Annotated in this window: 9 protein-coding genes; 6 read left to right on the top strand and 3 right to left on the bottom strand. The window is 65.9% G+C overall.

Annotated features, from left to right (window positions below):
- The first annotated feature begins 7 nt into the window (after positions 1 to 7).
- Together nuoM and nuoN are read left to right on the top strand one after the other, a co-directional pair.
- Positions 8 to 1,537 (top strand): NADH-quinone oxidoreductase subunit M, encoded by a 1,530-nt coding sequence (gene nuoM / locus M8R19_RS28810; RefSeq protein ID WP_074980675.1) that lies wholly within the window; start codon positions 8 to 10, stop codon positions 1,535 to 1,537.
- A 7-nt stretch (positions 1,538 to 1,544) separates the two neighbouring features.
- Positions 1,545 to 3,011: an NADH-quinone oxidoreductase subunit NuoN gene (gene nuoN / locus M8R19_RS28805; RefSeq protein WP_009623278.1), complete on the top strand. Its 1,467-nt coding sequence runs from the start codon at positions 1,545 to 1,547 to the stop codon at positions 3,009 to 3,011.
- A 397-nt stretch (positions 3,012 to 3,408) separates the two neighbouring features.
- Here nuoN and M8R19_RS28800 read toward each other — a convergent pair whose 3' ends face one another.
- Positions 3,409 to 4,473 (bottom strand): AI-2E family transporter, encoded by a 1,065-nt coding sequence (locus tag M8R19_RS28800; RefSeq protein WP_043318269.1) that lies wholly within the window; start codon positions 4,471 to 4,473, stop codon positions 3,409 to 3,411.
- Positions 4,474 to 4,655: 182 nt separating this feature from the next.
- On the opposite strand from M8R19_RS28800, the gene M8R19_RS28795 reads away from it, so the two are divergent.
- Positions 4,656 to 6,800 carry a methyl-accepting chemotaxis protein gene (locus M8R19_RS28795; protein ID WP_249919622.1) on the top strand — a complete coding sequence of 715 codons (2,145 nt, stop codon included), beginning with the start codon at positions 4,656 to 4,658 and terminating at the stop codon, positions 6,798 to 6,800.
- 370 nt (positions 6,801 to 7,170) lie between these two features.
- Here M8R19_RS28795 and thrH read toward each other — a convergent pair whose 3' ends face one another.
- On the bottom strand, positions 7,171 to 7,788 hold the full coding sequence (thrH, locus tag M8R19_RS28790; protein WP_058490163.1) for a bifunctional phosphoserine phosphatase/homoserine phosphotransferase ThrH: 618 nt from the start codon (positions 7,786 to 7,788) through the stop codon (positions 7,171 to 7,173).
- Between the two features lie 187 nt (positions 7,789 to 7,975).
- On the opposite strand from thrH, the gene M8R19_RS28785 reads away from it, so the two are divergent.
- From M8R19_RS28785 to M8R19_RS28775, 3 genes are all read left to right on the top strand, one after another.
- Positions 7,976 to 8,710 (top strand): phosphoadenylyl-sulfate reductase, encoded by a 735-nt coding sequence (locus tag M8R19_RS28785; protein WP_249919621.1) that lies wholly within the window; start codon positions 7,976 to 7,978, stop codon positions 8,708 to 8,710.
- Between the two features lie 77 nt (positions 8,711 to 8,787).
- A complete protein-coding gene (locus M8R19_RS28780; RefSeq protein WP_074980680.1) occupies positions 8,788 to 9,132 on the top strand; it encodes a hypothetical protein in 345 nt (114 codons plus the stop codon).
- Positions 9,133 to 9,211: 79 nt separating this feature from the next.
- Positions 9,212 to 9,841: a phosphatase PAP2 family protein gene (locus M8R19_RS28775; RefSeq protein ID WP_249919620.1), complete on the top strand. Its 630-nt coding sequence runs from the start codon at positions 9,212 to 9,214 to the stop codon at positions 9,839 to 9,841.
- A 103-nt stretch (positions 9,842 to 9,944) separates the two neighbouring features.
- Here the strand turns inward: M8R19_RS28775 and M8R19_RS28770 are convergent, their stop codons facing one another.
- Entirely contained in the window at positions 9,945 to 11,117 is a 1,173-nt protein-coding gene (locus M8R19_RS28770; protein ID WP_249919619.1) for an IS4 family transposase, read from the bottom strand.
- Positions 11,118 to 11,569 lie beyond the last annotated feature (452 nt).

Genomic DNA, 11,569 nt, shown 5'->3' with positions numbered 1-11,569 from the left:
GCCCGTCATGATTCTGCCCTGGCTAATCCTGATCCCCTTCATCGGCGGCTTCCTCTGCTGGATCGCCGAGTACACCAGCAAGACCCTGCCCCGCTGGGTCGCGCTGGGTTCCATGACCCTGACCCTGGCCCTGAGCCTGTGGCTGTGGCACACCGGCAACTTCCACCTGGCGCCCGCGCCGGGTGGCGAGCCGCAGTGGACCGCCGAATTCAAGCTGCAATGGATCGAGCGCTTCGGCATCAGCGTGCACCTGGCCATCGACGGCCTGTCGCTGCTGATGGTCGCCCTCACCGGCCTGCTCGGCGTGCTGTCCGTGCTCTGCTCGTGGAACGAGATCCAGCGCCGCATCGGCTTCTTCCACCTGAACCTGCTGTGGATCCTCGGTGGCGTGATCGGCGTGTTCCTCGCCGTCGACCTGTTCCTGTTCTTCTTCTTCTGGGAAATGATGCTGGTGCCGATGTACTTCCTCATCGCGCTCTGGGGCCATAGCTCGGACGACGGCAAGAAGACGCGCATCTACGCCGCCACCAAGTTCTTCATCTTCACCCAGGCCAGCGGCCTGGTGATGCTGGTGGCGATCCTCGGCCTGGTGTTCGTGCACTACAACAGCACCGGCGTGCTGACCTTCAACTACGCCGACCTGCTGAAGACGCAGATGAGCGAGCACGTCGAGTGGCTGCTGATGCTCGGCTTCTTCGTCGCCTTCGCGGTGAAGATGCCGGTGGTGCCGGTGCACTCCTGGCTGCCGGACGCCCACGCCCAGGCGCCGACCGCCGGTTCCGTGGACCTGGCCGGCATCCTGCTGAAGACCGCCGCCTACGGCCTGATCCGCTTCGCCCTGCCGCTGTTCCCCAACGCCTCGGCGGAGTTCGCGCCCATCGCCATGACCCTGGGCCTGATCGGCATCTTCTACGGCGCCCTGCTGTCCTTCGCGCAGACCGACATCAAGCGCCTGGTGGCCTTCTCCAGCGTGTCGCACATGGGCTTCGTGATGATCGGCATCTACTCCGGCAGCCCGCAGGCGCTGCAGGGCGTGGTGATCCAGATGATCGCCCACGGCCTGTCCGCCGCCGCGCTCTTCATCCTCTGCGGCCAGCTCTACGAGCGCCTGCACACCCGTGACATGCGCAAGATGGGCGGCCTGTGGTCGCGCATCCCCTACCTGCCGGCCGTGGCCCTGTTCTTCGCGACCGCGTCCCTGGGCCTGCCGGGCACCGGCAACTTCGTCGGCGAGTTCCTGATCCTGCTGGGCGCCTTCAAGACCGTGCCGGTGGTCATCGTCATCGCCACCTTCGGCCTGGTGTTCGCCTCGATCTACTCGCTGATCATGATCCACCGCGCCTACTTCGGTCCGGCGAAAGCGGACTCGCCGATCGCCGGTCTGAACGCCCGCGAGCTGAGCATGGTCCTGGGCCTGGCGGTCCTGCTGATCATCCTCGGCATCTACCCGCAGCCGGTTCTCGATACCTCCGCCGCCACCATGCACGGTGTCCAGCAGTGGTTCGATTCCGCCCTTTCCACCCTTGCCGCACGGTAGTCGCGAAATGACCTTCACGATCCAACACTTCATCGCGCTCCTGCCACTGCTCATCACCAGCGCCACCCTGGTGGTGGTGATGCTGGCGGTCGCCTGGAAACGCAATCACCGGCTGATCGCCACCCTCTCGATGATCGGTCTCAACCTGGCCCTGCTGTCGATCCTCTGGGCGATCAAGGCTACTCCCATCGCCGTCACCCCGCTGCTGCTGATCGACAACTTCGCGCTGTTCTACTCGGCGCTGATCCTGATCGCCGCCCTCGCCTGCTCGACCCTCGCCCATGCCTACATGGAGAGCTACCCGGGCAACCGCGAGGAGCTCTACCTGCTCCTGCTGCTGGCCACCGCCGGCGGCCTGGTGCTGGTGGCGGCGCAGAACCTGGCCGGCCTGTTCATCGGCCTGGAACTGCTCTCGGTGCCGGTCTACGGCATGGTGGCCTACGCCTTCTTCAACAAGCGCAGCCTGGAAGCCGGCATCAAGTACACCGTGCTGTCCGCCGCGGGCTCGGCCTTCCTGCTGTTCGGCATGGCCATGCTCTACGCCGAAGCCGGCACCCTGGACTTCGCCGGCCTGGGCAGCGCCCTGGCCGAAGGCACCGTGCACAGCCCGCTGCTGACCATCGGCGTGGGCATGATGCTGGTGGGCCTGGGCTTCAAGCTGTCGCTGGCGCCCTTCCACCTGTGGACCCCGGACGTCTACGAAGGCGCCCCGGCCCCGGTGGCGGCGTTCCTCGCCACCGCCGCCAAGGTCGCCGTGTTCGCCGTGCTGCTGCGCCTGTTCCAGATCGCCCCGGCGGCCCTGCACAGCGGCGTGCTGCACGTCGCCCTGGCGGTCATCGCGGTCATCTCGATCCTGGTCGGCAACCTGCTGGCACTGACCCAGAGCAACCTCAAGCGCCTGCTCGGCTACTCCTCCATCGCCCACCTGGGCTACCTGCTGATCGCCGTGGTGGCCAGCAACGGCCTGGCCGTGGAGACCGTCGGCGTCTACCTGACCACCTACGTGGTCACCACCCTGGGCGCCTTCGGCGTGGTCACCCTGATGTCCACCCCCTACGGCGGCCGCGACGCCGACGCGCTGTTCGAGTACCGCGGCCTGTTCTGGCGCCGTCCGGTGCTGACCGCGGTGATGACCGTGATGATGCTGTCCCTGGCCGGCATCCCGCTGACCGCCGGCTTCATCGGCAAGTTCTACGTCATCGCCAGCGGCGTCGAGTCGCACCTGTGGTGGCTGGTCGGTGCCCTGGTGCTGGGCAGCGCCATCGGCCTGTACTACTACCTGCGCGTCATGGTCACCCTGTTCCTGGTCGAGCCGAACATGAAGCGCCACGACGCGCCCCTGGACTGGGCCCAGCGCGCCGGCGGCATCATGCTGGTGGCCATCGCCCTGCTGGCCTTCTTCCTCGGCGTCTACCCGCAGCCGCTGCTGGACATCCTCCAGCACTCCGGCCTGGCGGTAGCCGTCGCCGGCTGATTGCCAGGCAGCAAAGAAAAACCCCGCCTCGGCGGGGTTTTTTGTTGCCTGCGAAACGCTGTTCGTACGCGCCGGGATTGTTCTTCGTAGGAGCGAGCTTGCTCGCGAACAGGCGCCGCTGCAGAGCTCATTCGCGAGCAAGCTCGCTCCTACGAAAAGCCGTGCTTCCTGGAGCGTAGGAGCGGATCTTATCCGCGACTCCGCCGGCAAGGCCGGCGTTCATGCCATCGCGGACAGAGTCCGCTCCTACCGCATGAGCGAGCATGGCTTTTCGTAGGATGGTGTTGAGCGAAGCGATACCCATCAGCGCAACCGCATGGGTTTCGCAAGCTCAACCCATCCTACGAAAAGCACCTCGGCGCAGACCGTTGCTCCTACGCAACCCTCAGGCCCTCCCCTACCCCGCCGGGTCTTCCAGTTCCTCGCGGCCGGTGAACAGGTCCCAGCTGGCGATGAACAGCGCGGCGATCAGCGGGCCGATGACGAAGCCGTTGAGGCCGAACAGCGACATGCCGCCCAGGGTGGAGATCAGCACCACGTAGTCGGGCATCTTGGTGTCCTTGCCCACCAGGATCGGGCGCAGGATGTTGTCCACCAGGCCGATCACCAGCACGCAGAAGAGGATCAGCACCACGCCCTGCCAGATCGCCCCGGTGAGCAGGAACCAGGCCGCCACCGGCACCCATACCAGCCCCGCGCCTATCGCCGGCAGCAGCGACAGGAAGGCCATCAGCGTGCCCCACAGCAGCGAGCCCTGGATGCCGAGGAACCAGAAGATCAACCCGCCCAGCGCGCCCTGGGTGGCGGCCACGGCGATGTTGCCCTTCACCGTGGCGCGCACCACGGTGGTGAACTTGGTGAACAGGTGCTGCTTGTGCTCGTGGTCCAGCGGCACCGCCTGCTTGATCCGCCGGCCCAGGGTGCGGCCGTCGCGCAGCAGGAAGAACAGCAGGTAGAGCATCACGCCGAAGCTGACGACGAAGTCGAAGGTGTTCTGGCCGATGCTGAAGGCCTTGGTGGCGACGAACTGGCTGGCCTGCATGGCGCCGCTGGAAAGCTTCTCCTGCAGGCTCGAGAGGTCGCCCAGGTCGAAGCGCTCCAGCCACTGGTGGGCCCACGGCGGCAAGGCGGCGAAGGCCTGCTGCACCAGGCCGGCGAGGTTCAGCTGGCCGGACTTCAGGCTCTGGTAGAGGTTGGCGCCTTCCTGCACCAGCGAGCCGGCGATGAAGATCACCGGCAGGATCACGATGAGGATGCAGGCGCTCAATGTGATCAGCGCCGCCAGGTTCCTGCGCCCGCCCAGGCGCGCCTGCAGCCGGCGGTGCACGGGGGTGAAGATGATGGCCAGGATGGTGCCCCAGAACACCGCGCCGTAGAACGGCAGCAACAGCCAGGCGAAGGCGATGCTGACCACCGCCAGCAGTATCAGGAACGTCCGGTTTTCCAGTTTCGAATCGAGCATGTGCAATCCCATCTGCCGAGAGTGGCCTGCACATTAGTCAGCAGATGGGTGGCGAAGTGCAACCCGGCGCGAGACTGGCGCCCCAGAGGCCCAGCCGACGGACGGCAGCAATGTCTGTAAAGAAAATCGCACAGCCGCCGATATTTCCGAACACCCCCAAGGTTCCCGCAGAGGACACCCCCATGCCTTTTCGTCGCCTCTCCATCCAGTGGAAGATCACCCTGCTCGCGGGCCTGTGCCTGCTCGGCGTGGTCTCGCTGCTCGCCGGCCTCTCGATCTTCCGCATGCAGCACAGCACCGCGCTGGTGAAGGAATCCAGCACGCACATGCTGGACGATGCCGCCGAGGCCCGCCTGCGCGCCCGCGGGGAAATCCAGGCGATGCGCATCCAGCGCTACTTCAGCGATGCCTACCGCTACGCGCAGAGCTTCGCCCGCCAGACCCTGGCCATGCGCCAACTCGCCGCCCAGCGCGGCCTGGACACCCTGGCCCTGCGTGAGGAGTTGAACCGGCAGATGCGCGACGCGGTGGCGGCCAACCCCGAGCTGCTCGGCCTGTACCTCGCCTTCGAGCCCGACGCCCTCGATGGCCACGACGCGCAGGCCGAAGGCCGCACCGAGATCGGCAGCAACGAAAAGGGGCGCTTCTCGCAATACTGGGCGCAGGCCACCCCCGGCAAGCTGGAAGCCGAGCCGATGGACGAGAAGATGCTCGCCGACACCAGCCCCGGCCCCAGCGGCGCGGCCTACAACGCCTGGTACACCTGCCCGAAGGCCGCCGGCAAGACCTGCGTGCTGGAGCCCTACGTCGACGAAGTGGGCAACCGCAAGATCCTCATGACCAGCATCGCCCTGCCCCTGCAGGTGGACGGCAAGCTGGTCGGCGTGCTGGGCGTGGACATCGCCCTCGATCGCCTGCAGGAAATCGCCCATGAAGGCAGCCAGGAACTCTACGAAGGCCAGAGCCGCGTCGCCATCATCAGCCCCGCCGGCCTGCTCGCCGGCTACAGCGCCGACGCCGGCAAGCTCGGCAAGAAGCTGCAGGAGGTCTACCCCGCCCAGGGCGAGCAGTTGCTGCAACTGCTCGGCGCCGACCAGCACAAGATCCTCGAACACGACAGCGAGCTGCGCGCCCTGCAACCGCTGCGCCCGATCCCCGAGGCCGACGCCTGGGGCGTGCTCATCGACGTGCCGCTGCAGGCCCTGCAGGGCCCGGCGGTGAAGCTGCAGCAGGAGCTGGACCAGCAACGCACCCAGGGCACCGTCGTCGAACTCGGCCTGGGCCTGCTCGCCGCCCTGCTCGGCCTGCTGCTGGTATGGCTGACCGCCCGCGGCGTGACCCGCCCGATCCTCGGCGTGGCCGGCATGCTGCGCGACATCGCCAGCGGCGAGGGCGACCTGACCCAGCGCCTGAAGTACCAGGGCCAGGACGAACTCGGCGAGCTGGCCGGCTGGTTCAACCGCTTCCTCGACAAGCTGCAGCCGATCATCCGCGACGTGAAATCCTCGGTGCAGGATGCCCGCGCCACCGCTGACCAGTCCGCCGCGCTGTCGACCCAGACCAGCGCCGGCATGCAGCAGCAGTTCCGCGAGATCGAGCAGGTGGCCACCGCCTCCCAGGAGATGAGCGCCACCGCCCACGACGTGGCCAACAGCGCGGCCATGGCCGCCGACGCCGCCCGCGGGGCCGACGGCGCCACCCGCGACGGCCTGGCGGTGATCGACCAGACCACCCGCGCCATCGACGAACTGGCCCGCGACATGAGCCAGGCGATGACCCAGGTCGAAGGCCTGGCCGCCAGCAGCGAGCAGATCGGCTCGGTGCTGGAAGTGATCCGCGCCATCGCCGAGCAGACCAACCTGCTGGCCCTCAACGCCGCCATCGAAGCGGCCCGCGCCGGCGAGGCCGGGCGCGGCTTCGCGGTGGTGGCCGACGAAGTGCGCAACCTGGCCAAGCGCACCCAGGACTCGGTGGAAGAAATCCGCCAGGTGATCGAAGGCCTGCAGAACGGCACCCGCGAAGTGGTCACCGCCATGCACAGCAGCCACCAGCAGGCCCAGGGCAGCGTCAGCCAGGTCGAGCAGGCGGTGGCGGCGCTGCAGCGCATCGGCGAGGCGGTGGGGGTGATCAACGACATGAACCTGCAGATCGCCAGCGCCGCCGAGGAACAGAGCGCAGTGGCCGAGGAGATCAACCGCAACGTGGCGGGCATCCGCGACGTGACCGAGTCGCTGTCCGGCCAGGCCCAGGAATCGGCGCAGATCAGCCAGTCGCTGAATGACCTGGCGAATCACCAGCAGGGGTTGATGGGGCAGTTCCGCGTATGACCGCGGAAGGTGCCTCCCTGTAGGAGCGAGCTTGCTCGCGAACAGGACTCCCCGGCGGCTGCGGCGTTGGGTGTAAGAGCGCCCTCTCCCCAACCCTCTCCCTGAAGGGAGAGGGGGCTGTCCTGAGCGGCGTCAGACTCAGGCGCAGTCCTCACACCCCGTCATTCCCGCGAACGCGGGAACCCAGTGACTGGCGGCTCGCGAGCAAGCTCGCTCCTACGTAGGGCGCATAACCGTTCGCGGTTATCCGCCGTTGGCCGTACCACCGGGGCGTTGGTCCCTCCCCCCTGAAACCAACAAAAAACGCCGTTTCCCATGACGGGAAACGGCGTTCTTTCTCGAACCCCGGGCCATCACCGGCCCGCCGGTATTACAGACCGAGCTGGCGGTTCGACGCCTTGAGGAACTCCTGCTTCAGGTCCTCGTAGGTGTGCACCGCCGGGAACTGCGGGAACTCGCGGATGACGTTCTCCGGCGCATGGAACAGGATGCCGGCGTGGGCTTCGCTGAGCATGGTGGTGTCGTTGTACGAGTCGCCGGCGGCGATCACGCGGTAATACAGGCTCTTCAGGGCGATCACCGACTGGCGCTTGGGGTCCTTCTGGCGCAGCTGGTAGCCGACCACGCGGTCGGTCTCGTCGGTGACCAGCTTGTGGCACAGCAGGGTCGGGAAGCCCAGCTGGCGCATCAGCGGCTGGGAGAACTCGTAGAAGGTGTCGGAGAGGATCACCACCTGGAAGCGCTCGCGCAGCCAGTCGACGAACTCCACCGCGCCTTCCAGCGGCTTTAGGGTGGCGATCACTTCCTGGATGTCGGCCAGCTTCAGGCCGTGCTCGTCGAGGATGCGCAGGCGCTGCTGCATCAGCACGTCGTAGTCCGGGATATCGCGGGTAGTCGCCTTGAGCGCTTCGATACCGGTTTTTTCAGCGAAGGCGATCCAGATTTCCGGGACCAGTACCCCTTCCAGGTCGAGACAGGCGATTTCCACGAACGATTCCCCGCAGGTTTGGACAGAAGGCGGCACTCTAGCGGCTCGCCCGGGCCGGCGCAACGCGGCACTTATACTCAAAGCACACAGTCGACCTTCCTGATGGTTATTTAGGGGCATATCCCTGCCTTTGTTAAGATCGGCAGCCTTATAGCGCACCGCGCAAGTACAAGTGGAAAACCGCCTGATGAGCCATCCGTTCGACGTCGCCGAAATCGCCGCGACCTATGCCAGCAAGTCCCCCCAGGACATCCTCAAGTTCGCCTTCGAGCACTTCGGCGACGACCTGTGGATCTCCTTCAGCGGCGCCGAGGACGTGGTGCTGCTGGACATGGCCTGGAAGATCAACAAGAACGTCAAGGTATTCAGCCTGGACACCGGCCGCCTGCACCCGGAGACCTACCGCTTCATCGAGCAGGTGCGCGAGCACTACGGCATCGCCATCGAGGTCATGACCCCCGATCCGCGCCTGCTGGAGCCCTTCGTCAAGGAAAAGGGCCTGTTCAGCTTCTACAAGGACGGCCACGGCGAGTGCTGCGGCATCCGCAAGATCGAGCCGCTCAAGCGCAAGCTCGCCACCGTCAGCGCCTGGGCAACCGGCCAGCGCAAGGACCAGAGCCCCGGCACCCGCAGCCAGGTGGCGGTGGTCGAACTGGACGGCGCCTTCTCCACGGCGGAAAAGCCGCTGTACAAGTTCAACCCGCTGGCCAGCATGAGCAGCGAGGAAGTCTGGGCCTACATCCGCATGCTGGAGACTCCCTACAACAGCCTGCACGAGCGCGGCTTCATCAGCATCGGCTGCGAGCCCTGCACCCGCCCGGTGCTGCCCAACCAGCACGAGCGCGAAGGCCGCTGGTGGTGGGAGGAAGCCACCCAGAAGGAATGCGGCCTGCACGCCGGCAACCTGATCAGCAAGGGCTGAGCGCGTCGTCGGCGGGTTTTCCGCCGGCGCCGCAGCGCTTAAGGTAGGCCCTGCCCCTACCGCGAGAGGAAAGCCCTATGCGCATCACCATGGTCAAGAAGGTCCTGGCCGACGGCGAGGACTGCGGCAAGTGCAAGGACGTGCAGCAGCGCCTGGAGAAAGGCGGCTACCTGCCGCGCATCGACCGCGTGCTGGTGGCCGACGAACGCAACCCGGGCAGCGCCGGCTGGATGGTCGCCGCCCAGTACGGCGTGGACAGCGCGCCCTTCTTCGTGGTGCGCCACGACGACGGCCGCGAGCAGGTGTTCACCGTGTTCATGAGCTTCCTCCATGAGATACTCGAAGGCCGCGGACCGGCGCCGCAGGACTCGCCCGAGGTACTGGCCGAGCTGGCCGGGCGCAACGACCTCGACCGGCTCTGATCGCCCTTCCGTCCCAGCTTAATGTCGCCTTCAGGCTCCTACGTCTATAGTCCCGCGTGCCCTCTTACAAGAATCGACCATGCCCACCTTGCTCCCTACTCCCGGCCCCAGCCTGCTGGAGGCGCTCGACCGCCAGGCGTTCCTCGCCATCAACGCCACCGCGCAGACGCCAGCCTGGCTGATCGACGCTGCGCGCTTCATCGCCACCGTGCCGCTCTACCTGTTGCCGCTGGCATTGCTGTACCTGTGGTGCCGGGGTGACCACGGCCTGCGCGGCCATCTGCTGCGAGCCCTGGGAGTGACCGCCGTGGCGCTGGCCTCCAGCCTGCTGATCGGGCTGTTCTGGCCGCACCCGCGGCCCTTCGCCATAGGCCTGGGCCACGCCTGGCTGGCCCACGCCGCCAACGCCTCCTTCCCTAGCGACCACCTGACCATCTTCGCCGGCTGCGCTCTCAGCCTGCTGTTCGACGATGCCTGGCTGCTGGGTGCGTTGATCGGCGCCGTCGGGCTGGCGGTGGGCTACGCGAGGGTCTATCTGGGCATCCACTCTCCGCTGGATATGCTCGGCGCGCTGGCCGTTGCAGCGGTGAGCAACAGCCTGGTCTGGCTGCTCTGGCAGCGTCATGGCGGCACGTTAACCGCCCAGGCCGAGGCGCTGTATCGACGCGCCCTGGCGCCGGTCATCAGCCGGGGGTGGCTGCGTCACTGAAGGCGTCTGGCGAGTGGCATGGTTTCGGTTGTGAACCTGGCCTCTCGCTCCTTCCTTAACAACCTCGTCATTCCCGCGGACGCGCACTGCTGTCCGGCACGCCTCATGCTATTAACAGCTGCCCCTGACGCAGGTTGATCTCGCGCATTCGCTCCTGCCGTCGTCGGTAACGTTCGGCCTCCAGGCCAGGACGCTGAAACAGCGTCGCCTGCACCTCCACCATCAGCATCCACAGGCTCTGCTGCGTTCCCGTTCTGCGTTGGTAAAGACTCAGCAGCAAATAGCTGATCAGCGCACAGAGAATCTGGAGGCGCACGGCATTCTCGCTACGGCCCAGGAAGCGCCTGACCTTCAGGTGTTGCTTGATCCATTTGAAAAACAGCTCGATCCGCCAGCGATCCCGATAGCGCTGGGCGATCTCTACCGCCGGACTGGTCAGGTCGTTGGTCGCCAGGCTCAGGGGCGGCTCATCGCCTGGTCGATCCACCAGGACTCGCCGCAATGGCTTGGTGTAGCCATTACGCCGACGGCCGCCTGGGTTGCGATTGGAGAAGCTCACCTCTTCGTCTCGCAGGATCGTTTCCCGGTCTTGCTGGGGGATCTCGCGCTGAGCCAGGACCTTGAGCTGCACATTGGACTTGAATCGTGTGACGAAGCGGGCCTTCTGGGCATCCAGGCTCGCCCACCAGTTGAAGTCGTAATAACCCTTGTCAAACACGTAGGTGGCCTGCGGTTCGATGTTCAGCCTCCTGCCTTCATCGATATCGTTGACGTTGGCTGCGCTGAAGCTGCAGTGCACGGGCGCAGCCGCCTGCTCGGCATACAGCACATGGACTTTCAGCCCCTGGGAGCGGGTTCGATTGGACAGCGTCCATTCGTCGAAGCCAGGGCCCTTGAGGGGGATCGTGGTGGAATCCAGCAGGTACAGCAGCTCTTTCCCGTCACGGCGTAACTGCCGGCAGACGCCCGCCATCAGGTAGTGCGCCGCCTGGGCGAAGACCTCGGTATTACGGCGTTCGTTGGCGTCGGCCAGGGTGGAACGTCGGATCGGGCCCGTACCCAGGTGATAGTGCTGATGGGGGTGGCTGTTGAAACTGGTTTCAAGCGCACGCAGGCTGCTCGCGCCTGCCAGGTGGGCGTACACCATGGCCACCAGGTGATCCCAACTGCCAAAGCGCTTGCTGTGCTTGTCGGCGTTTTGTTCGGCGACCAGTCGATCGAAGACGCCGCGAGGCAGCGCTTTTAGAACATCGTGAAAACGGCTTATCCTGAACATCTTGCGGGGGCTGTGAGGTTGAGTTGGCGCTCAACGGTTTAACCCGTGCCTTCAGCCCCCGCAAGCCCTCCAGACTTTCCCCGATAAATATTCCGGACAGTAGTGCGCGGACGCGGGAATCCAGTGACTGCGGGGTTCGCGAGCAAGCTCGCTCCTACGAAAAGCAAAAGCAAAAGCGCGTTCGCTCTGGCTTTGGCTCTTGGACTTCCAGAGAAATATCCGAGCGCACCGGAACGCCCCTTCAGAAGGCCGAGCGAAACCCGCGCTCAGGAGGTCATGCGACATGGATGTCGCGAGAGCCCCGCGGGCTACAGGGACGTACCCTCGGGGCGTGCCTCCGTGGCGGGGGAATTCGCGAGGGTAGCCCGGCTCCATCGGGCCCGTATGTTGGGGCAAGCCTTTTTGGTTCCTTTTGTGGCGTTTGACAAAAGGGACTCGCCCGAGGGGGCGAA

It is taken from the genome of Pseudomonas sp. R3.Fl, from assembly GCF_023516765.1.
Classification (GTDB): Bacteria; Pseudomonadota; Gammaproteobacteria; order Pseudomonadales; family Pseudomonadaceae; genus Pseudomonas; species Pseudomonas citronellolis.
This window is presented reverse-complemented; position numbering and strand designations above follow the sequence as displayed.